This is a genomic window from Streptomyces sp. NPDC101165 (genome assembly GCF_044768135.1).
Lineage (GTDB): Bacteria > Actinomycetota > Actinomycetes > Streptomycetales > Streptomycetaceae > Streptomyces.
Genome location: NZ_JBIWPG010000005.1, coordinates 432,630 through 453,796, shown reverse-complemented (window position 1 = coordinate 453,796; position 21,167 = coordinate 432,630). Strand labels below are relative to the sequence as shown.

Annotated in this window: 21 protein-coding genes; 10 read left to right on the top strand and 11 right to left on the bottom strand. The window is 73.0% G+C overall.

The annotated features are described in order from the left end of the window. Window positions 1-38 precede the first annotated feature (38 nt). Genes ACIRVH_RS13605 through ACIRVH_RS13595 form a run of 3 tightly spaced genes read left to right on the top strand, consistent with a single transcriptional unit; the run spans window position 39 to window position 2,321 of the window. The gene (locus ACIRVH_RS13605) at window positions 39-797 is read left to right on the top strand and encodes a LamB/YcsF family protein (protein WP_403951910.1); all 759 of its coding nucleotides are present in this window, start codon (window positions 39-41) and stop codon (window positions 795-797) included. Beyond that, complete coding sequence (locus ACIRVH_RS13600) at window positions 794-1,411, top strand: allophanate hydrolase subunit 1 (RefSeq protein ID WP_403951906.1); 618 nt, start codon at window positions 794-796, stop codon at window positions 1,409-1,411. The genes ACIRVH_RS13605 and ACIRVH_RS13600 overlap by 4 nt, the downstream gene beginning before the upstream one ends. 40 nt (window positions 1,412-1,451) lie before the next feature. Next, a complete protein-coding gene (locus tag ACIRVH_RS13595) occupies window positions 1,452-2,321 on the top strand; it encodes a biotin-dependent carboxyltransferase family protein (protein WP_403951903.1) in 870 nt (289 codons plus the stop codon). Here ACIRVH_RS13595 and ACIRVH_RS13590 read toward each other — a convergent pair. The 5 genes from ACIRVH_RS13590 to ACIRVH_RS13570 form a co-directional block, all read right to left on the bottom strand. Next, window positions 2,222-3,190, bottom strand: a complete 969-nt coding sequence (locus ACIRVH_RS13590; protein ID WP_403951901.1) for an SGNH/GDSL hydrolase family protein — start codon at window positions 3,188-3,190, stop codon at window positions 2,222-2,224. The genes ACIRVH_RS13595 and ACIRVH_RS13590 overlap by 100 nt on opposite strands. Beyond that, window positions 3,187-4,368, bottom strand: coding sequence for a glycosyltransferase (locus ACIRVH_RS13585; protein WP_403951898.1), 1,182 nt, complete (start codon window positions 4,366-4,368; stop codon window positions 3,187-3,189). The genes ACIRVH_RS13590 and ACIRVH_RS13585 overlap by 4 nt, the downstream gene beginning before the upstream one ends. Continuing rightward, on the bottom strand, window positions 4,365-5,498 hold the full coding sequence (locus ACIRVH_RS13580; RefSeq protein WP_403951895.1) for a glycosyltransferase family 4 protein: 1,134 nt from the start codon (window positions 5,496-5,498) through the stop codon (window positions 4,365-4,367). The genes ACIRVH_RS13585 and ACIRVH_RS13580 overlap by 4 nt, the downstream gene beginning before the upstream one ends. Window positions 5,499-5,695: 197 nt before the next feature. Further along, window positions 5,696-7,114: a HEAT repeat domain-containing protein gene (locus ACIRVH_RS13575; protein WP_403951892.1), complete on the bottom strand. Its 1,419-nt coding sequence runs from the start codon at window positions 7,112-7,114 to the stop codon at window positions 5,696-5,698. 300 nt (window positions 7,115-7,414) lie between these two features. After that, window positions 7,415-7,807: an ankyrin repeat domain-containing protein gene (locus tag ACIRVH_RS13570; protein WP_403951889.1), complete on the bottom strand. Its 393-nt coding sequence runs from the start codon at window positions 7,805-7,807 to the stop codon at window positions 7,415-7,417. Window positions 7,808-8,070: 263 nt separating this feature from the next. Here ACIRVH_RS13570 and ACIRVH_RS13565 point away from each other — a divergent pair, with 263 nt between their 5' ends. Both ACIRVH_RS13565 and ACIRVH_RS13560 read left to right on the top strand, forming a co-directional pair. Then, window positions 8,071-8,265, top strand: a complete 195-nt coding sequence (locus tag ACIRVH_RS13565; protein WP_094220804.1) for a hypothetical protein — start codon at window positions 8,071-8,073, stop codon at window positions 8,263-8,265. Window positions 8,266-8,305: 40 nt separating this feature from the next. Further along, complete coding sequence (locus tag ACIRVH_RS13560; RefSeq protein WP_403951886.1) at window positions 8,306-9,895, top strand: hypothetical protein; 1,590 nt, start codon at window positions 8,306-8,308, stop codon at window positions 9,893-9,895. Between the two features lie 133 nt (window positions 9,896-10,028). On the opposite strand, the gene ACIRVH_RS13555 is transcribed toward ACIRVH_RS13560, so the two are convergent. Continuing rightward, the gene (locus tag ACIRVH_RS13555; RefSeq protein WP_403951883.1) at window positions 10,029-11,537 is read right to left on the bottom strand and encodes a PLP-dependent aminotransferase family protein; all 1,509 of its coding nucleotides are present in this window, start codon (window positions 11,535-11,537) and stop codon (window positions 10,029-10,031) included. Between the two features lie 102 nt (window positions 11,538-11,639). Here ACIRVH_RS13555 and ACIRVH_RS13550 point away from each other — a divergent pair, with 102 nt between their 5' ends. From ACIRVH_RS13550 to ACIRVH_RS13535, 4 genes are all read left to right on the top strand, one after another. Then, window positions 11,640-12,293 carry a YitT family protein gene (locus tag ACIRVH_RS13550; protein WP_403951880.1) on the top strand — a complete coding sequence of 218 codons (654 nt, stop codon included), beginning with the start codon at window positions 11,640-11,642 and terminating at the stop codon, window positions 12,291-12,293. Next, window positions 12,290-13,057, top strand: a complete 768-nt coding sequence (locus tag ACIRVH_RS13545) for a glycerophosphodiester phosphodiesterase (RefSeq protein ID WP_403951878.1) — start codon at window positions 12,290-12,292, stop codon at window positions 13,055-13,057. The genes ACIRVH_RS13550 and ACIRVH_RS13545 overlap by 4 nt, the downstream gene beginning before the upstream one ends. Before the next feature lie 61 nt (window positions 13,058-13,118). Then, the gene (locus ACIRVH_RS13540; protein WP_403951876.1) at window positions 13,119-14,465 is read left to right on the top strand and encodes an MFS transporter; all 1,347 of its coding nucleotides are present in this window, start codon (window positions 13,119-13,121) and stop codon (window positions 14,463-14,465) included. 278 nt (window positions 14,466-14,743) lie between these two features. Continuing rightward, window positions 14,744-15,118: an RNA polymerase-binding protein RbpA gene (locus ACIRVH_RS13535; protein WP_003977404.1), complete on the top strand. Its 375-nt coding sequence runs from the start codon at window positions 14,744-14,746 to the stop codon at window positions 15,116-15,118. A 164-nt stretch (window positions 15,119-15,282) separates the two neighbouring features. Here the strand turns inward: ACIRVH_RS13535 and fxsA are convergent, their stop codons facing one another. From fxsA to ACIRVH_RS13515, 4 genes are all read right to left on the bottom strand, one after another. Continuing rightward, on the bottom strand, window positions 15,283-15,837 hold the full coding sequence (fxsA, locus tag ACIRVH_RS13530) for an FxsA family membrane protein (protein ID WP_403951874.1): 555 nt from the start codon (window positions 15,835-15,837) through the stop codon (window positions 15,283-15,285). A 108-nt stretch (window positions 15,838-15,945) separates the two neighbouring features. Then, entirely contained in the window at window positions 15,946-16,740 is a 795-nt protein-coding gene (locus tag ACIRVH_RS13525) for a polyprenol monophosphomannose synthase (protein WP_403951871.1), read from the bottom strand. A 535-nt stretch (window positions 16,741-17,275) separates the two neighbouring features. Continuing rightward, window positions 17,276-18,877 carry an amidohydrolase gene (locus tag ACIRVH_RS13520; protein ID WP_403951868.1) on the bottom strand — a complete coding sequence of 534 codons (1,602 nt, stop codon included), beginning with the start codon at window positions 18,875-18,877 and terminating at the stop codon, window positions 17,276-17,278. A 52-nt stretch (window positions 18,878-18,929) separates the two neighbouring features. Continuing rightward, complete coding sequence (locus tag ACIRVH_RS13515; protein WP_094220813.1) at window positions 18,930-19,370, bottom strand: Lrp/AsnC family transcriptional regulator; 441 nt, start codon at window positions 19,368-19,370, stop codon at window positions 18,930-18,932. Between the two features lie 234 nt (window positions 19,371-19,604). Here ACIRVH_RS13515 and ACIRVH_RS13510 point away from each other — a divergent pair, with 234 nt between their 5' ends. Further along, a complete protein-coding gene (locus ACIRVH_RS13510) occupies window positions 19,605-20,042 on the top strand; it encodes a hypothetical protein (protein WP_403951864.1) in 438 nt (145 codons plus the stop codon). A 21-nt stretch (window positions 20,043-20,063) separates the two neighbouring features. Here the strand turns inward: ACIRVH_RS13510 and ACIRVH_RS13505 are convergent, their stop codons facing one another. Then, window positions 20,064-21,158 (bottom strand): phosphotransferase family protein, encoded by a 1,095-nt coding sequence (locus ACIRVH_RS13505; RefSeq protein ID WP_403951861.1) that lies wholly within the window; start codon window positions 21,156-21,158, stop codon window positions 20,064-20,066. Between the last annotated feature and the right edge of the window lie 9 nt (window positions 21,159-21,167).

The following is a 21,167-nucleotide window of genomic DNA, read 5'->3' as shown; positions in this document are numbered from 1 at the left end:
AGCAGCACCCGACACGAGAACCGGAGACACGGAAGACCATGACCGCGATCGATCTGAACGCCGACCTCGGCGAGGGCTTCGGCCGCTGGCGGCTGACCGACGACGAGCAGCTGCTGTCCGTCGTCACCAGCGCCAACGTGGCCTGCGGGTTCCACGCCGGGGACGCGGCCACCATGCGCCGGGTGTGCGAGCTGGCGGCCGAGCGCGGGGTGACGATCGGCGCGCAGGTCTCCTACCGGGACCTCGCCGGGTTCGGGCGGCGCGCGATGGACGTGCCGCCCGCCGAGCTGGCGGCCGAAGTGGCCTACCAGATCGGTGCCCTGGAGGTGTTCGCGCGGGCGGCGGGCGCGCGCGTGGCGTACGTCAAGCCGCACGGGGCGCTCTACAACCGGGTCGTGCACGACGAGGAGCAGGCCGCGGCCGTGGTCGACGGCGTCCTCCTGGCCGACGGTTCGCTGCCGGTGCTGGGGCTGCCCGGCTCGCGGGTCCTCGAGCTGGCCGCGCAGGCGGGCCTGCCGGCCGTCACGGAGGCGTTCGCCGACCGCGCCTACACCGACGAGGGCACGCTGGTGCCGCGTGGCCGGGACGGCGCCGTGGTGACCGATCCGGACGCCGTCGTGGAGCGCTCGGTGAGCCTCGCGCGCTCCGGCGCGGTGGTGGCGCACTCCGGTGCACACATCCAGGTACACGCCCGCTCACTGTGTCTGCACGGTGACACGCCCGGCGCGGTCGAGCTGGCGCGCCGGGTGCGCGAGCGGCTGGTGACGGCGGGCCTGCGGGTGGAGGCCTTCGCATGAGGGCACTTCCCGTCGGTGACGACGCCCTGCTGGTGGAGACCGCCTCGGGCGAGCAGGCGCAGGCCCTGCACGCGGAGTTGCTGCGGCGTCGCGCGGAGGGCTCGCTGGCCGTCCGAGAGATCGTCCCGGCGGCCCGTACGGTCCTGCTCGACGGCCTGGCCGACCCGCTCCGTTGGGCATCCGAACTGACCTCCTCCGGGGTACCTCCGGCTCCCCCGCGCGCGCGGGAGCCGATCGAGCTGCCCGTGCGCTACGACGGCCCGGACCTCGCCGAGGTCGCCGCCCACTGGCGGGTGTCCGAGCACGAGGTGGCCCGGATCCACGCGGGTACCGAATTCACCGTGGCCTTCTGCGGGTTCGCGCCCGGCTTCGGCTACCTCACCGGGCTGCCCGCCCGCTACGACGTCCCCCGCCGGGCCACCCCGCGCACGGCGGTGCCGGCCGGTGCCGTGGCGCTGGCCGGACCGTACACGGGCGTGTACCCGCGTTCCTCGCCGGGCGGCTGGCAGCTGATCGGCACGACGGAGGCGGTGCTGTGGGACCACGCGCGCGTACCGGCCGCGCTGCTCTCACCGGGCGCGCGCGTGCGCTTCGTACCGGTGGGAGAGCCATGACCGGCCGCCCTCGCAACAGCTTCACGCCCTTGGGGGCCGTATGACCGACCGAGCTCTCGTCGTCGTGCGGGCCGGGGCGCTGACCACCGTGCAGGACCGCGGCCGGCCCGGGTACGCGCACCTCGGCGTGCCCCGCTCCGGAGCCCTCGACCCGCAGACGGCGGCCCTCGTCAACCGGCTGGCCGGCAATCCGCCGGAGTCGGCCGTCCTGGAGACCACCCTCAACGGCTGTGCCCTGCGCCCCCGTTCGACGGTGACCGTGGCGGTCGGGGGCGCGCCCTGCCCGGTCACCGTGGGCGGCCGCCCGGCGGCCTGGGGCGCCCCGGTCGTCGTGCCCGCCGATGCGCTGCTGGAGGTGGGCGCGGCCGTGGCCGGTGTGCGCGCCTATGTGGCCGTGTCCGGCGGCATCGCCGTCGAGCCGGTCCTCGGCAGCCGTGCCACCGACCTGCTGTCCGGACTCGGCCCCGCACCGCTCACGGACGGCACGGTGCTGCCGCTGGGCACCCCGGCCGGCCCTCCCGCGCGCGTGGACGCCGTCCCGCAGCCGGGTCCGCAGGCCGAACTCGTGCTCCGGGTGACGCCGGGCCCGCGCGACGACTGGTTCACCGCACGCGCGGTCCGGGATCTGACCACGCGCGTGTACCGGGTGTCCTCGGCGAGCAACCGGATCGGCCTGCGCACCGAGGGGCCCGCCCTGGAGCGGGCCCGGACCGGCGAACTCCCCAGCGAGGGCATGGTGCTCGGCGCGGTCCAGGTTCCGCCGGACGGCCGTCCGGTGGTGTTCCTGGCCGACCACCCGACCACCGGGGGCTACCCGGTGATCGCGGTGGTCCGCGGCGCCGATCTCCCGGCGGCCGCGCAGGCGGTCCCGGGCACCACGGTGCGGTTCGTGGCGGTGCGGCGCCGCTGAGCCTCGGCGTCGGCACCGGCGGCGTCCGGCTGCTCCGTCCTCGTCAGCGCGGCCAGCGCCTCGGACACCGCGGCGGAGGCGTTCAGGTCCAGGCGGGCGCTGGTGCCCCACGCCCGGTGGCGCACTTCGTCGGCGGCCAGCCGCAGCAGCTGCGGCAGCAGATCGTTGCAGCGCCGGATCACCCAGGCGGTGCCGGCGGTGGCGAGCCACAGCAGGCTCGCCGAGCGGGTGGGCGCGGGGAACTCCGGTTCGGATGACGGCGGCGCGCCGGTGGCCCGGCCCGCCACGGTGAGCAGGCCGTGGAAGTGCACGGCGAGCTGCCGGTGCCCGCGCTCGCCCGGGTGCAGCCGGTCCGCGCTCCACAGGGCGCGGTCGGTGAGCCAGGTGCCCTCCGCGGCGTGCAGGTGGACGGCGCCGTAGCGGTCGGACAGCTCGTGGACGACCGCGTTGACCGCCCGCTGCCGGCGGGCCAGCGGGCGGGCGAGGGCGCCCGGGAGGCCCAGCATCGCGCCGGGGTCGGGCAGACAGGCGGTGAGCAGCGTGGCGCCCTGGGCGGTGAAGGCCGCGTACACCTGGTCGAGCCGGTCGGCCACGGCGTGGATGTCGAAGGTGTGGCGCAACGTGTCGTTGACGCCGATGACCACGGACACCACGTCCGGGAGCAGTTCGAGACCGGCCGGGGTCTGCCGTTCGAGCACGTCCCGTGTCTGCGCCCCGCTGACGGCGAGGTTCGTGAACTCCACCTGTCCGGCGTCCTCGGCGAGGCCGCCGGCGAGCAACGCCGCCCAGCCCCGCCAGCCGTCCCCGGCGGGGTCGCCGACGCCCTCGGTGAGCGAGTCCCCGAGGGCCACGAAGCGGACGGATCTCATGCCACGCCCTCCCGGGCACCGGGCCGGGCCGGGGCGTCGGCGCGCTTCAGTACTTCCGCGTCGTGCGCCGCGAGGAACGCCTCCACCGCCGTTCCCCAGCCGAAACACTCCGCACGCGCGCGTGCCGCCTCCCGTCGCTCGGGCTCGGTGCGCGACAGGAGCAGTTCCACGGCGTCCGCGAACGCGTCCGCGCGGTCGGCAGCGGCGGCCCCCGCGGCCCCGATCACCTCGGGCAGCGCCGACGAGGCACTGGCCACCACGGGTGTCCCGCACGCCATGGCCTCCAGTGCGGCCAGCCCGAAGGTCTCGGCGGGTCCGGGCGCCAGGCACACGTCGGCGGACGCCTGGAGCGCGCCGAGCGCGGCCCGGTCGGCGACGTACCCCAGGAACGTCACCGGCAGCCCGCGCTCCCGCGCGCGCTGTTCGAGCCGTGTCCGCAGCGGGCCGTCCCCTGCCACCACGAGCACCGCCCGCCGGCCGCGCCGCAGCAGTGCCTCCAGGGCGTCCAGGGCGGTGCCGGGCCGCTTCTCCACGGACAGCCGGGAGCACATCACGAGCAGCGCCTCGTTCCCGCGCGCGTGCAGGGCGCGCAGCGCGGGGTCCCGCAGGGCGGGGTGGCGTTCCATCAGGTCGACGCCCAGGGGGGCGCGTACGACGTTGCGCGCGCCGATCCGTACGAACTCGCGCTCGGCGAACTCCGTGGTGCACACGATCCGCGAGTAGACGTGCGCGGTGCGGGTGTTGAGGGAGTCGGCCGTCCGGGCGGCGAGCTTCTCGGACAGGCCCCAGGTGCGCAGCACGCCGTCGGCGGTCTCGTGGGAGACCATCACGGCGGGCACGCGCGCGCGGCGCGCCCAGCGGCCGGTCCACCGCAGGGTGGTGCGGTCGGAGACCTCCAGACGGTCCGGGGCCAGGTTCTCCAGGAGGGCGGCCACGCGCCGCTTGTCGGTCAGGACGCGGTAGCCGCCGGTGCCGGGCAGCACCGGTCCGGGCAGGGTGATGACCCGGCCCTGCTCCGTGTCGCGGTCGGTGTGCCGCTCGCCCGGCACGATGAGCACCGGCTCGTGGCCCGCGGCCCGGAAGCCCTTGCCCAGTTCGTGCAGGGCCGTGCGCAGGCCGCCGGAGGCCGGGGTGACGAAGTTGGCCAGCCGGACGATGCGCAGGGGTGAGCCGGTCATACCGTCACCACCGTCTTCTGGCGCGCGGCGAGCACGTCCTCGTAGTGCGCGATCAACCGGTCGCCGACGGCGGCCCAGGTGCGGCCCTCGACCATGGCCCGCCCGGCGGCGCCGTACGTGGCCAGCAGGTTCGGATCGGCGGTCAGGGTGCGTACGGCCTCCGTGACCGCGTTCGCGTCGCGCGGCGGGACGAGCAGTCCGGTGCGGCCGTGGGCGACCAGGTCCAGCGGGCCGCCCGCGGCGGGTGCGACCACCGGAACGCCGCTGGCCATGGCCTCCTGGACGGTCTGGCAGAAGGTCTCGAACGGGCCGGTGTGCACGAACAGGTCCAGCGAGGCGAAGATCCGGGCGAGTTCGTCGCCGGTGCGGCGGCCCAGGAAGACGGCCCCGGGCAGGGCCTCGTCCAGGTGGTCCCGGCTCGGGCCGTCGCCGACGACCACGACCCGGACGCCCTCGAGGCCGCACACACCGGCCAGGAGTTCGACCTGCTTCTCGGGAGCGAGCCGGCCGACGTAGCCGACGATCAGCTCGCCGTTCGGGGCCAGTTCGCGGCGCAGTGCCTCGTCACGGTGCTCTGGCCGGAAACGGACGGTGTCGACACCGCGCGGCCACAGCCGTACCCGCGGTACGCCGTGCGTCTCCAGGTCGTGCAGGGCGGCGCTGGACGGGGCGAGGGTGCGGTCGGCGGCGGAGTGCACGGAACGGATCCGACGCCAGGCGGCCGCCTCGCCGGCGCCCATGTAGGTACGGGCGTATCCGGCCAGGTCGGTCTGGTAGACCGCGACGGCGGGGATGCCGAAGCGGGCGGCGGCGGCCATGCCACGGACGCCGAGGACGAAGGGACTGGCCAGGTGGACCACATCGGGGCGGTGCTCGGCGAGCGCCGCGGCGAGGCGCCGGCTGGGGAGCGCGACGCGGACCTGGGGGTAGCCGGGAAGGGGGAGGGAGGGGACACGGACGACGGGGCACGGAGCCTCGAGGGCGTCGGCCTTGGTGCCAGGTGCGGTGGCCGGCGCGACGACGAGCGGGTGGTGGCCGCGATCCACGAGGTGCCGGGCGGTCTGGAGCGCGCAGTGGGCGACGCCGTTCACATCGGGGGGAAAGGATTCGGTCACTATGACGACACGCATACGGGTGTTGTCGCCGCGCCGGACGTGGCGGCGTCAACGTCGATCTTTCCGAACGGGGAACGTCCCATGAGCGTTGGACTGCACACCCGAGCGGGTCAGCCGGCCGCCATGTCCGCCTGACCCGCGGGTCATCCGGTGTTCACCCGACGGGCGGTCTCCCGCCCGTCCCGTATGCGTGTGACGGTGCTCGGCGAGGGTCACATGGCCTGTGCGTCCGGTCCGAAACGGCTGCGGACCGCTGTCTGTACCTCGTCCTCCTCGGCCGGGTCGGCGGCGAGGCGGCGGAGTCGTTCGACGACCCGGGCGTCGCCGGTCTCGGCGTGCCGGGCGGCGATCTCCCGGGTGGTCTCCTCGCAGTCCCACAGGCACTCGACGGCGAAGCCGGTGGCGAAGGAGGGATCGGTGGCGGCCAGGGCCCGGGCGGCGCGGCCGCGGAGATGGGAGGAGGCCGTCTCCCGGTAGATGTGGCGCAGGACGGGGGCCGCGCAGGCGATGCCGAGGCGTCCGGTGCCGTCCACCAGGGTCCACAGGGTGGGCGCGTCGGGACCCTCACCCCGTACGGCCTCACGCAGGGCGCCGAGGACGAGGTCGCTGTCCTGGGCTCCGCCGCGGCAGGCGAGCACACGTCCGGCGGAGGCGCCGAGGGCGTCGGGGCGCTGGGCCCAGCGCCGCGCGCGGTCCACGGCGGCGATGCTGCGCATCCGTTCGAAGGCGTCGACGGCGGCCTCCACGACGACCGTCGCTCCGTCGGCGACGGCGGCCTCGATCAGGTCGAGGGCCGCGGGATCGTTGCTGTCGGCCAGGTAGCGCAACGCCGTGCAGCGGGCGCCGTCGATGCCGTTCCTCGCGGCCTGGAGGATCTCCGGCCGGTCCTCGGGGCCGGCCACGGCGACCAGACAGCGGGCAGCCGGGACATGCAGTGCGGCGCCGCGCTCGATGCCCTGCTGGGCCCACTCGAAGACGGCTCGCACGCTCCACCCGGGGCGGGGCCCGGTGGGCCGCATCTGGCGCTGCCAGCGGTCGAAGCAGCCGGCCTCCTGGGCGGCACGCACGCGCGTGGCGATCGATTCGCGCGGATCCTCGGCCCACAGCCGCCAGGGCCTCGGCTCGAAGGCGTCGCGCACGGCGGCGGCCAGCTCGGCCTCGCCCTCGGGGTCGGTGGAGAAGCGGGCCAGCACCGGGGCGGCGAGAGCGCGCAGGCCCGCGTCGTCGTCCCTGAGGGCCAGCTCGTCCAGGGCCCAGGCCCAGCTGGACCCGTGGGCGGCGTACCTGCGCAGCAGTTCGAGTGCGTCCCGCCTGCCGTAGGAGGCGAGGTGCCCGAGGACCGCCAGGGCCAGGCCGGTGCGGGACTCGTCGGTGTCGAGGACGTCCTCGGGGTCGAAGAGGTGCGCCTCGATGGCGTCCAGCTCACCGTTCAGGTCGAGGTAGAGCCGGGCGTAGTAGAGGGAGCGGTTCTCCACCTGCCAGTCGTGGCGGGGGTCCCGCAGCACACAGTGGTTCAGGGCCGCGAGCGCCTCGGCTCGCGGGGCGGTGAGCGCGTGCAGCGTGCCGTCGCCACGGCCGCGCTGGAGCAGGCCGAGCAGCGTACCGCTGGGCGCTATGACCGGATCGAACATGGGAAACAGCCTCACATCAAGCGTCGACGCAACCGGGAAACACGCACTACCTGGCCGCGTGACACAACGTCGGAGCGCCCGCCGTCTCTTGCTTGCTGTAGACCATTTCTCTCTGCCTCTCGTTGGTGGCCCATGCGGACCGCATCACGGTCCGCGCGGTGCGGCAACACCTGCCCAGCCATCGCGTCCGTGAATCACGTCGTCATGATGACCCGCGGTGTGTGCTGCCGCGACCGTATTTCCGGCGGCCCCGTACCGCCTCCCCCGTTTTCTGTGTCGTACCTGGTCAGGACGTCCGCATCAGTGTGCGCCGAACAGTTCCAGGAGTTCCGCCTTACCGAACATACGTGCCGTTTCCACGGCCGAGGGAGTACCCGCGGCGGGATCGGCGCCGCCCTCCAGGAGGGCCCTGATCACTTCCGTCTCACCCTTGAAGACAGCTCCCGCGAGCGGGGTCTGGCCTCGGTCGTTGATCCGGTCCACGTCCCCGCCCCGGGCGAGCAGGGCGCGCACCGCGTCGGCGTGACCGTGATAGGCGGCGAGCATCACGAGGGAGTCGCCACGGTCGTTGGTGAGGTTGGCCGGAACGCCCTTGTCGACGTACGCCACCAGCTCCTCGGTCTGCCCCTGCCGGGCCAGATCGAAGATCTTGGTCGCCAGCTCCACGACCTCGGGGTCGGGGGCTTCACTCATCGGCCGGACCGCCTCTCTTACAACCGTTCAGGTGAATCGCAAGGGTACTGGCTCGCGCCTCACATGACCCGAAGTGCCCGAGGTAAAGATCACTGCAGACCCCGCCGGACGCAAGCGCCCTGCTCAACCGGCCCATGGTGGCTCCGCCACCCGGGGGAAATCAACCGAATTTCACCCGGTTGCACCTTTTATCGTATAGATACATCCTGTGATCCTGGAAGTACTCATGGTGACTGTCCCCTCTCGACACCAGGAGACCTCAAATGATCCTCTCCCTGTCAGGCGTGCTCCTGCTCGGCATCATCGTCTTCCTCTTCTTCAGGAAGGACGGACTCAAGGGTTCGCACGCCGCCGTCTCGGCCCTGTTCGGCTTCTACCTGTCGAGCACGGCCATCGCCCCCAGCATCAAGGCCGGCGGCGAGAGCCTGGCGAGCCTCCTCGGCGGCATCAAGTTCTGACGCCCCACCTCCCGCCCGTACGCACCAACAGGAGACAGCAGTGGCCCGGCGCCCTCTCCCCCGCATTCTGAGCAAAGACAGCGCACAGATCGCCCGGACGCAGATCGCCCGGAGTCGGGAGCTGGCCCGGACGGCGGCCGACAGTGCCACCGATGTCCTCCACCCGCTGATCACCATCTCGCGCGGGCTGCGCCGGCTGGCCTCGGCCGGACGGCGCAGGTGGGCCGAGACACCCAAGGACAAGCGTGGGCCGCTGCTGTTCCTGGCGGCCTCCGTGGTCCTGTTCGTGGCGCTGGTGCCGTACGGACCGCTGCTCGCCGCCATCACCCTGATGGCGGCGGCGGCCTGGCAGGGCCGCGACCGCACCCCGCCGGCCCCCGAAGGGCCGGACGAGTCCCAGACCGAGCGGCTCCAGTCCCTGTACGAGGCACTGGTGCCGTACTTCTCCACCACCGAGGACCCGGCGCCGCTGTACGCGCACGGCGGGGAGTGGGAGAAGGCCTTCGACACACACGAGTTCGACGACGGCGGGCGCTTCGGTCATCTCGTGATCCGCTACCCCGCCTACTTCCCGGACGGCGAGCCCGCGGCCCGCGCGCGGATCGAGCAACTGCTCACCGCGAAGGCCGGGCGAGGCCGTGAGTACCACTTCGAGTGGGACGAGGAGGGCAACCGGCTGACGGTGACCGTCCTCGCCCCGCTGCCCACCGACATCGCCGCCCAGCGCTTCGTCACCGCGCCGGGCGAGACCGTGCTCGGGTTCACCGATCCGAGCGAGGTCCAACGGACGCTTCCCCTCTCCTACGGAGAGGAACAGCGCGACGTCCCACCGGTCGTCTGGCGCACCGGCATCCGCTCGACCGAGCCGCACCTGCTGGCCATGGGCCACCCCGGCAGCGGCACCTCGACCCTGCTGCGCTCGATCGCCCTGCAGGCCCTCCAGTACGGCGACGTACTGATCGTCGACGGCGGGGGCACCGGCGAGTACGCCTGTCTGATCGGACGGGACGGTGTGCTGGCCGTGGAATGCGCTCCGGCCGGGGCGCTGGCCAGCCTGGAGTGGGCCGCGCAGGAGACCGAGCGGCGGCTCATCGCCATCAACCGGGCCCGGCAGGCGGGCGACGCGCCGCCCGAGGACACCCGGCGCCCGCTGTGGATCCTGCTGGACCGGCCGAGCGTCTTCACCCACCTCATGGCGGCGGACGGCCGCAAGGATCCGCAGACCTTCCTCCAGATGCCGTTGCGGCACGGCCGCGCGGCGAACGTGACCGTGGCCGTGGCCGAACAGTTCGACAGCGTGGATGCGTTGAGCGAGGGCGTACGGCAGCACACACGCGCGCGTGTCGTACTGGGGCCTGCGACGCCTGAGCAGGTGGAGGCGGTACTGGGGATGCGCGCGCGCACGACGACACCGGCGCAGGTGCCACCGGGGCGGGGGTATGCGCGGCTGGGATCGGGGCCGGTGCACCGGCTCCAGGTGCCGTCGACTCCTGATCCTTACGACGACGCCACCACCGATGCCGACCGGCAGGCGGTGCTGGAGTTGCTGCCGCCGCGTACGACTCCCGTCGAGGCCGTACCGGAGACGGAACCGTTGGCTGCGGAGGCACTGGCCGCCGAGAGTTCGTAGGCGAGCGTCGGCTGCGGCTGGGCGCCGGCAAGGTGCCGCCGCGCCCACCCCCGGCCGCATCGACATCCGGCTCCGCCGCGTGGGCGCGACCCGCCCCACACACCCGATGCCGAACTCGCAGCGACCGTCTCACCTACGCCACGAACGTGCGGGGCGCCTCGCCGCCACCGGTCGCCCCCGTCTCCACCAGCCGCGCCGCCGCCGCAAGGCGCGCAGCCGCCTCCTCCGCCACCGCTCCGCCGACCGTGAACGGGAGGCGGAGGTAACCCTCGAAGGCGCCGTCGACGCCGAAGCGGGGGCCGGAGGGGACACGGACGCCGACCCGCTCCCCCGCTTCGGCGAGCCGCGAGCCCGAGAGGCCGCCGGCACGGACCCACAGGGTCAGGCCACCCTGGGGGATCTCGAACTCCCAGTCGGGCAGTTCGCGGCGCACCGCGGCCACCAGGGCGTCCCGGTTCTCGCGCGCCTGGCTCCGCCGCAGGGCGACGGCCTGCTCCCAGCCGCCCGTGCTGAACAGCCAGTTCACGGCCAGCTGCTCCAGCACGGGGGTGCCGAGGTCGGCGTACGCACGCGCCGCGACCAGGCTGCGGATCACGTCCGGGGCGGCACGCACCCAGCCGATCCGCATGCCGGCCCAGAACGCCTTGCTGGCCGAGCCGACCGTGACGACGGTCGAGCCCGCCGGGTCGAAGCTGCAGACCGGGCGCGGCATCGCACCCTGGCCGAACGACTCGTCGAGCCACAGCTCGGTCATCGTCTCGTCGGCCACGAGAACGGTCCCGGCCGAGCGGGCCGCGTCCACCAGCCGACGCCGCTGGTCCTCGTCGGCGAGCGCGCCCGTCGGGTTGTGGAAGTCGGCCACGACGTACGCGAGCCGGGGCGCGGCCTCGCGCAGGACCTGGCGCCAGCGGTCCATGTCCCAGCCGGTCAGCCCCTCGGCCATGGCGACGGGCACGAGTCGCGCGCCCGCCTCCCGCATCAGCTGGAGGATGTTGGCGTAGGACGGTGACTCGACGGCGATGCGCTCACCGCGGCCCGCGAAGAGATGGCAGATCGCGTCGATGGCGCCCATCGCGCCGGTCGTCACCATGATCTGCTCGGGCATGGTGGGGATCCCGCGCGCGGTGTAGCGCTCGGCGATCATCGCGCGCAGGGCCGGCAGTCCGGCCGGGTAGTCGCCGTGTGTGTGGGCGTAGGGCGGTAGTTCCTCCAGCGCCCCCTGCACGGCACGGGTGAGCCACGGCTCCGGGGCCGGCAGCGAGGCGCAGCCCAGGTCGATCACCGAGCCGAGGGCCTCCGGGGGCAGCGGTTCGAGTCCGCGCGCGGGAAGCGGGTTGCCCGCCGGTACGGCGGTCCAGCTGCCGGCGCCGCGCCGGGACTCCAGGAAGCCCTCGGCCCGCAGGGCCTCGTAGGCCGCCGCGACCGTCGTCCGGCTGACGGAGAGGGACAGGGCCAGTTCGCGCTCGGCGGGGAGCCGGGCGGCCACGGGCACGCGGCCTTCCAGCACGAGGAGCCGGATGCCGTCGGCGAGGGCGCGGTAGGCGGGCGGCCGGCGCGTGCCGGGGCCGGCCGGGCGGTCCTGCTGGGAGGTCAGCAGCCGGGCGAGCTGCGCGGCCCCCACCGCTGAGGTCCACTGCGCCATGACGATCAGTCCACCTTCCCCGAATTGGCCATGGATGGGTTTGCATCCCAAGCCACAGAGTGACATGCATCAGGCCACCGCCACCACCCAGGGGGGTATTTCGTGTCCACTCCCAGTCGTCTCGGCCGACGTCTGTTCATGCTGTACGCGGGGCTCGCGCTGTACGGCGCGAGTTCCGCGCTCCTGGTGAAGGCGGGTCTCGGGCTGGAGCCCTGGAACGTCCTGCACCAAGGGCTCGCCGAGCACACCGGACTCAGCATGGGGCTGGTCCTGACGATCGTGGGCGCGGCCGTCCTGCTGCTGTGGATCCCGCTGCGGCAGCGCCCCGGACTCGGCACCGTCTCCAACGTCCTGGTGATCGGTTTCGCCATGGACGCCACCCTGGACGTGCTCCCGGACGTGCACTCCCTGGCGGTCCGGGTGCCCCTTCTCCTCGCGGGCGTCGTGCTCAACGGCATGGCGACCGGCCTCTACATCTCCGCCGACTTCGGGCCGGGCCCGCGCGACGGCCTGATGACCGGGCTGAACCGACGCACGGGCCGCTCGATCCGGCTGATCCGCACCGTCGTGGAGGTCACCGTCGTCGCGACCGGCTTCGCCCTCGACGGCACCGTCGGCATCGGCACCGTCCTGTACGCGCTGTCCATCGGCCCGCTCGCCCAGTTCTTCCTGCGCGTCTTCGCCGCCCCTTCGGCACCGGGGCGAAGCACAGTCGTTGCCACCGGGCAACCCGAAGGGGCGATACTGCGTCCGTGACCACCGCGATACGCCACCCCTATCTCGACCACCCGGGCCCTATCGCCTTCGCTCACCGCGGCGGGGCGGCCGACGGGCTGGAGAACACCGTGGCGCAGTTCCGGCGCGCGGTAGACCTGGGCTACCGGTACATCGAGACCGACGTCCACACGACGGCGGACGGCAAGCTCGTCGCCTTCCACGACAGCACGCTCGACCGGGTAACCGACGGCGCGGGCCGCATCGCCGACCTGCCGTGGCAGGACGTGTCCCACGCGCGCGTGGGAGGACGGGAACCCGTACCGCTGTTCGAAGAGCTGCTGGAGACCTTCCCCGAGGTCCGCTGGAACGTGGACCTCAAGGCGGAGCCGGCGCTGCGGCCCTTCCTGGAGCTGATCGAGCGCACGAACGCCTGGGACCGGGTCTGCGTGGGCTCCTTCTCCGAGGCGCGGGTGCTGCGGGCGCAGCGGCTGGCCGGGCCGCGGCTGGCCACCTCGTTCGGCACGCGCGGGGTGCTCAGTCTGCGGCTGCGCTCCTGGGGGCTGCCGGCTTCGCTGCGCCGTTCCGCGGTCGCCGCGCAGGTTCCGGAGGCCCAGTCGGGCGTCCCGGTGGTCGACGAGCGCTTCGTCCGCGCCGCCTACGCGCTCGGACTCCAGGTGCACGTGTGGACGATCAACGAACCGGAGCGGATGCACCGGCTCCTGGACCTGGGTGTCGATGGCATCATGACCGATCACATCGACACGTTGCGCAAGGTCATGGAGGACCGCGGCGTCTGGGTCTGAGCACCCGGGGCGACCGGGCCGCGCCTTCGCACGGCACTTCTGCGGGGAAGCGAGGGCACGGGTGGGCACCGAGACCGTGCGGACACATGCGGCCGACGAGGCCGCGGGGCTGCGGCGCGAACAGCGCGGCTGGTACTTCTACGACTGGGCGTGCTCGGTCTATTCGACGACCGTTCTGACCGTCTTCCTCGGCCCGTACCTCACCGCGGTGGCCGAGAAGGCGGCCGACGCCGACGGCTATGTGCATCCGCTGGGGATACCGGTCCGGGCGGGCTCCTTCTTCGCCTACTCGGTGTCCCTGTCGGTGATCGTGGCCGTCGTCCTGATGCCCCTGGTGGGCGCGGCGGCGGACCGCACCGGCCGGAAGAAGCCGCTGCTCGGGGCCGCCGCGTACACGGGGGCCGCCGCGACGACGGGCATGTTCTTCCTCGACGGCGACCGCTATCTGCTCGGCGGGGTGCTCCTCATCGTGGCGAACGCGGCGCAGTCCGTCGGGATGATGCTCTACAACTCCTACCTGCCGCAGATCGCCCCGCCCGAGGAGCGCGACGCGATCTCCTCCCGGGGCTGGGCCTTCGGCTACGCGGCGGGCTCCCTGGTCCTCGTGGCCAACCTCGTCCTGTACTCGGCGCACGACTCGTTCGGCCTCTCCGAGACGGCTGCGGTCCGCGTCTGTCTGGCCTCGGCCGGACTGTGGTGGGGCGTCTTCACGCTCGTACCGCTGAGCCGGCTGCGCGACCGGCACGCGCGCGTGGAGCGCGCGACGGCCCCCGGGCTGCGGCAGCTCACTGCGACCGTCCGGGACATGCGCCGGCATCCGCTGACGCTCGGCTTCCTGCTGGCGTACCTCATCTACAACGACGGCATCCAGACGGTGATCTCCCAGGCCTCGGTCTACGGCTCCGAGGAGCTGGGACTCGGGCAGTCGACGCTCATCGGTGCGGTGCTGCTGGTGCAGGTGCTGGCCGTGGCCGGGGCGCTGACGATGGGGCGGCTGGCCCGGACCTACGGGGCGAAGCGGACGATCCTCGGTTCGCTGGTGGCCTGGACGGTCACGCTGGGGGCAGGCTACTTCCTGCCCGCCGGGGCGCCGGTGTGGTTCTTCGTGCTGGCGTCCGGAATCGGACTGGTCCTCGGCGGCAGCCAGGCGCTGTCCCGGTCGCTGTTCTCGCATCTGGTGCCGCCGGGCAAGGAGGCCGAGTACTTCTCCGCGTACGAGATGAGCGACCGCGGGATGAGCTGGCTCGGCCCGCTGCTGTTCGGGGTGACCTACCAGCTGACCGGGAGCTATCGCTCCGCGATCATCTCGCTGGTGGCCTTCTTCGTCATCGGTTTCGTCCTGCTCGCGAGGGTGCCGGTGCGGCAGGCGATCGGCGAGGCGGGAAACCCGGTTCCGGAAAGGATCTAGGAACGATTTAGCGTTCGGCGCGAAAGGGCGGTAGTGTACGCGTTTGGCCTGCCAGGCGTACCGTTACTGCGCGTCAAAGATGCCGAAACGCTGGGTGACATCTGCTAGCAGATGTGACAAACCGGGCGCCTGTGGGTAGAACAAGGGGCGGCTACGACGGCGACGCATGACCCGGAACGGGACTCGGAACGGGAATCTTTACCGCCGACCGGACGTTGACCGGATGACGACGACAGCGACACCTGTCCTGTGGGCGACAAGCCCGGGAGGCACGATTCATGAGTGAGCGAGCTCTTCGCGGTACGCGCCTCGTAGTGACCAGCTACGAGACGGACCGCGGTATCGACCTGGCTCCGCGCCAGGCCGTGGAGTACGCATGTGAGAAGGGGCACCGCTTCGAGATGCCCTTCTCGGTCGAGGCGGAGATCCCGCCGGAGTGGGAGTGCAAGGTCTGTGGGGCCCAGGCACTCCTGGTGGACGGCGACGGCCCTGAGGAGAAGAAGGCCAAGCCCGCGCGTACCCATTGGGACATGCTGATGGAGCGGCGCACCCGTGAGGAGCTCGAAGAGGTCCTCGAGGAGCGTCTGGCGGTTCTGCGTTCGGGGGCGATGAACATCGCCGTTCACCCGCGAGACAGCCGCAAGAGCGCGTAACGCGAGACACACGAGTAACCGCGGGCGCCGTACGTGAAGACGTACGGCGCCCGCGGTTTCGCGCTGCCCGGAGACAGTCGCCTGCTGGAAACAGCTGCGTGTGGTGCTGCCCGCAGACGGCCGCGCGGCCGAGCTCTCGACTCAGCCGCGCAGCCCGGCCCGACTCAGCGGGTCAGGGGTGGCCACTGCTCGCCCGGCTCCCGGCCGGTGTCCTGCCTGATCACCTCGCCCTGCACCACCTTGCCGTCGGGGCGGTGGATGCGGACCTGCTGGAAGGCGTCGCCCAGGGTGCCCGGGGCGGCCTTGCGCAGGCTCCGGTCGAGGGTGCGCTCCGCGAAGCGGCCCACGGCCTTCTGGACGGGCGGGAGCAGCAGGAGCAGGCCGGCCGCGTCGGAGATCAGGCCCGGGATCATCAGCAGCAGGCCGCCGAGCATCATCAGGCCGTTGCCGCCGCCGCGCGTCGGCGACCCGCCACTCTGCAGCGCCTCGTTGAGGTTCTGGAAGGCGCGCCGCCCGGCCCGCTTGATGACCACGGAGCCGGCGACGAAGCCCGCCACCAGGAGCAGGAACACGGTGGGACCGCCCGCCACACCGGCGACCTGCGTCAGCAGCCAGATCTCCAGCACCAGCCACACGGCGATGCCCGGCGGCAGGTACCTGCGCAGCCGGGAACGCCGGGGCCGGGCGGTGGACGGAGAAGTGGGAACGCCAGTCGTCATGCTCCCAGTGTGCCTGGACGCGGCTCAGTGCGAGATAAGCGGGACACGGGCGGGATACGGGGACGATCAGCCGCAGCTGTGGAGCCGCGGACAGGCCCTAGGCCAGCCCTAGGCCTGCTTGCCCTTGCCCGTGAGCTTGCCGACGCGCTCGCCGACGCCCCAGGCGGTGACCCGCCACAGCGCCTCCACGACGATGTTCCGGCTCATCTTGGAGTCGCCGAGTTCCCGCTCCACGAACGTGATGGGCACCTCGACGACGTGGTAGCCGGCCCTGACCGCGCGCCGGGCCAGGTCGACCTGGAAGCAGTACCCCTGCGAGGCGACCTTGTCGAGTCCGAGCCCTTCGAGGGTCTCGCGGCGGAACGCGCGGTAGCCGCCGGTCACATCGCGGATCGGCACGTCGAGCAGGAGGCGCGAGTAGGTGCTGCCACCGCGCGAGAGGAACTCCCTGGACTTGGGCCAGTTCACCACCCGGCCGCCGGGCACCCAGCGCGAGCCGAGCACCAGGTCGGCGCCCTTGAGGGCGGTGAGCAGCCGGGGCAGCTCCTCGGGCTGGTGGGAGCCGTCGGCGTCCATCTCGACCAGCACGCCGTAGCCGTGCTCCAGGCCCCAGCGGAAGCCCGCGAGGTAGGCGGCGCCCAGGCCCTCCTTGCCCTTGCGGTGCAGTACCTGGACGTGCTCGTCCTCGGCGGCCAGCTCGTCGGCCAGCTTGCCCGTGCCGTCGGGGCTGTTGTCGTCCGCCACCAGGACGTGCGCCTCGGGGACGGCCTTGCGCACCCGGCCGACGATGGTCTTGATGTTCTCCGCCTCGTTGTAGGTCGGGATGATCACCAAGGCCGTGCCGAGCGGACCGAACTGCCTCCCCTGGGCCTTGGCCGCGAGGGCCCCGTCGCCGTCGTTCACTGCTGCCCCTTCGTGTCGTACGCAGGCGTCCACCATAGTGGCCGCGGCCTGGGATGACGTTCCCTCTCGTTCGTACGCTGGTGTCGATTCCACAAGAGTGGGGTAAGAACGTACTTTTCGGCACCTGCGTGCCGCGACGGATGGGGGCCCGGCGCCCTTCGGGCCGACCTGGGCCCCGCTGGCTGCGGGACGACCGAAAGCCGTTGTCTACTGAGCACCCGGGCCCCACCCGGGTCACACCTTGCCGACCGGCCGGAACGTTCCCTCGTCGGCGCGGGCGCTGAGCCTGGCTCCCAGTGACGGTGCCCCGGTGCGGCACACCGTCCCTGACCCAGCGGCGCTGCGACGAGTGCGCGAACACTCCCCGGTCGGGCGTCCGGTGGTGGACTCGGCCGAACCTACCGGCCCCCGGCCGTCGACTGTCAACAACCGTCTGACCTGCACCGATGCCCACCCGACCGTGGTGAACCCAGAGGATTCGCAGGTCGGGCGACGCCGCGGCGGGGAACGATCACCACCGCGCCACCCCGGGAGATCACTCGCCCGGCCCTACGAACACGGTCCGCCCGCCCACGACGGTGCGCAGGCAGACCGGCAGGTCACGGCCCGGTGTGAGGTCGGGCAGGCCGGGGGTGCCGGAGCGCGGGTCGGTGGACCAGCGGGCCACGCGGTCGTCGGGGGCCTGGACGATCAGTTCGTCGGTCCGCCAGACGGCGTAGTCGGCGGGCGCGCCGGGCACCAGGACGCCCGCGTCGTCGCGGCCGATGGCCCGCCAGCCGCCGCGCGTGTGCGCGGTGAACGCGGCACGCACGGAGACCCGGTGCTCCGGGGTCCGGTGGAACGCGGCGGCACGGACGGTGCCCCAGGGGTCGAGCGGGGTGACCGGGCTGTCGGAGCCGAACGCGAGCGGCACACCGGCACGCAGCAGGGCGGCGAACGGATTGAGGGTGCGGGCCCGCTCGGCGCCGAGGCGGGCGGCGTACATGCCGTCCTCCCCGCCCCAGAGCGCGTCGAAGGCGGGCTGGACCGAGGCGATCAGGCCCAGCTCGGCGAAGGCGGCGACGGTCTCGGGGGTGAGCATCTCGGCGTGCTCGACACGGTGCCGGGCTGCGCGGACGCGGGCGAGGCCGACCTTCTCGGCGGCTGCGCGCACGCCCTCCACCACGGCGTCGACGGCGACGTCGCCGATGGCGTGGAAGCCCGCCTGGAGCCCGGCCTCGGTGCAGGCGACGACATGGCCGGCGACGGCGTCGGCGTCCAGGTAGGCGGTGCCGGTGTGGGTCGCGTCGGCGTAGGGCTCGTGCACGCAGGCGGTGTGCGAGCCGAGGGCGCCGTCCACGAAGAGGTCGCCTGCGGCGCCGCGGGCGCCCAGTGCGCGCGCCTTGTCGACATCCTGTTCCGCCCAGTAGCCGATGACGCGCGGCCCCGGCACCTCGGCGGCGAGCTTGAGCAGGTCCGTGAAGTCGTCCTCGGAGGAGATCTTCGGGCCGCCGCACTCGTGCACGGAGCCGATCCCGAGGGAGGCGGCGTGGGCGAGGGCGGTGCGCTGGGCCTCGGCGCGCTGGGCGGGGGTGATGGCGGCGAGGGCGGCCTCGCGCGCCGCGTGGTGGTCGTCGGCGGTCAGCGGACCGTCGACCGGGCCGAGACCGGGCACGAGGTCGAGCAGTGCCGAGGTGACGACCGCCGAGTGGACGTCGATGCGGGAGAGGTACAGGGGGCGGCCGCCGGTGGCCGCGTCGAGTTCCGCGCGCGTCGGCGGACGGCCGCCGGGCCAGCGGGCGGCGTCCCAGCCGTGGCCGAGCAGGACCCGGTCGTCGGGGCGGGCCGCGGCGAAGTCGCGGACGAGCGCGAGGGCCGCCTCCAGGGACGGGGCGTCGGACAGGTCCAGGCCGGTCAGGGCGAGGCCCGTGGCGGTGGTGTGCACATGGGCGTCGGTGAACGCCGGGGTGACCAGGGCGCCGTCGAGGTCGACCACCTCGTCCACGCCGTCGGCGAAGGCGTCGGCGGCGCCCTCGGAGCCGACCCAGGCGACCTGGCCGCGCTCCACCACCATCGCGGTGGCGAAGGGGTCGGCGGGGCTGTGGACCTCTCCGCGGCGCAGGAGGACGGTCTTGGGGTCGGCGGACTGCTCGCTCATGCCCCACAGTCTCTCGCGTGCACGGGAGGCCGGGGGCACCGGGGCGGCCGGTTCAGATCTTCGGGGGACGCGCCTCGTAGGGGGTGGACAGCACGACGGTGGTGCGGGTGGAGACGCCGGCCAGGGTGCGGACCCGGGCGAGCAGCTCCTCCAGTTCGTGCGGGGTGGCCACGCGCACCTTGAGGATGTAGTTCTCGTCGCCGGCGACGCTGTGGCAGGCCTCGATCTCGGGGACGCCGGCGAGGCGGTCCGAGATGTCGTCGGGGGCGCTGGGGTCGAAGGGTTTCACCGAGATGAACGCCGTCATGGGCAGCCCGACGGCCTCCGGGTCGACCACCGCGGCGTAGCCGCGGATGACACCACGCTGTTCGAGCCGGCGCACCCGCTGGTGCACCGCCGACGTGGACAGGCCCGTGGCCTTGCCCAGGTCGGTGTAGCTCATCCGCCCGTCCTTGACGAGCAGCTGCACGATCTGACGGTCCAGCTCCTCCATGGCGCCAAAACCTACCGTGCGGTTGATCTCCTCGGATAGCTCAGCAACGCAGGTCACACCCGCTCCGGCGCAAAAAGGACCGCACTGGGCACCTGCGCACGGCATGTGACGAACGCCACAGCACCCGAACGGCCTCCGTGATGTTCTCGTGATTACCGCCTGGAGCGGACGGGAAGTGCTTGGTGTGGTCGAGGCCGCAGTGCCTTCACGGCCCAGCCTTAGGGGGAGAAACCCATGCAGAGTCTCAAGCGCCCTGGTCGTTCCGCGTCCAAGCGGCAGCAGCCGGTGGTCGAGCCCGAGCCGGAGGGTGTCGAACCCGACGCCCTCGAGGCCGATGAGCTCGACGCCTACGACACCTTCGAGATGTACCGGGTGATCTGCCCGGACTGCGCGCAGCCGATCGCGCTCCTGGCGGACGAGGAGATCCTGCCGGAGCACGCGCTGTGCGCCTCGCCGTGGAACCCGTTCGGGCTCACGGTCTGCGCGGGCACGGGCCGTGCGGCGGCCGACGCCCGCCCCGCGGACGAGTCCTTCGAGCCGCAGGAGCAGGACATGGCCCTGCTGCTCACGCTCCCCCAGGGTCTGAACTGGCGGACGCAGCCCTTCTCGCACGTCGGCGGCCCGGGCTCGCGCCCGATGCGCGTACCGGAGATGCGTCGCCAGGCCGCCTGAGTCCCCGCGGACCGGCCCGGCTCAATCCCAGTAGCTGCCCTGCACCATGGCGCGCAGACTGCCGTGGTGCAGGATCAGTGTGTCCGGGTCCGCCGGGACGGCGACCTCTCCGAAGTGCGCCTGGCGGTACGCGACGCGCAGCATGACGATCGCGTGCCGCAGGGCCGCGTAGAGGGTGTAGAACTCCATGTCCCGCGGGGTGTGGCCGGTCAGTCCGGAGTAGCGGGCCTCGATGCGGTCGCGGCGCAGCAAGTCGGGCAGTCCGCGCTGTCCGGAGGCGACCGTGAGGTCGTGGAAGAAGCGGTGCAGGTAGACGGTCCAGCCGAGGTCCACCTCGCGCGGGGCGAGGGCCGCCATCTCCCAGTCGAGGACGGCGACGGGGTCGAAGCCGTCGTAGACGACGTTCCCGATCCGCGCGTCGCCCCAGGTGAGGACGGGTGTGCCGGGCTCGCGCGGCCACAGCTGCTCCAGCCGGTCGAACGCGGCCTCGATCAGGGGTGAGCGGGCGAGCCCGTCGATCACCCAGGAGTAGTAGGCCCGTTGGGCCGTCACATGCCGGCGCAGGGCGTCGCCTTCCTCCGGGACGGCGAGGAACTCGGCTTCATGCAGGGGAACTTGGTCGTGCAGCCGGGCGAGCAGAGCGACCGTGGCGGCCTCCAGGTGGTCGCGCTCCGCGTCGCTCGCCGCGTGCAGCCAACTGCCCTCGTACGTGTACGGCATGACGTCCGGCGGCACCCGTCCGGCGACCCGTTCCATGACGAAGAACGGCGCCCCGAGCGGCTCCGGGTCCTCCTCCAGCCACAGCACCCGGGGCACCGGAACGTCGGTGCGGTCGGCCACGAGCTTCAGGGTGCGGTACTGGCGGGCCATGTCGTACTCCGGGAAGACGGTGTACGCCGCCGGGTCCGCCGCGAGCCGCAACGCGCAGGAACGCAGGGGTGGTCGGGGGTGCTCGAGGTCGAACAGCAGGGTCTCGCTGGACATCCCGTTGGAGGCCGGGACGGTGACGCCGACGGCCTTGGCCCCGGGCAGCCGGGTGCCGAGCCAGGCCGTGAGGCGCCGGGTGAGTTCCTCGGGGTCGCGGGTGCTGGTGCGCGGCCGCGGTGCCGTGGCCATCTCGTCCTC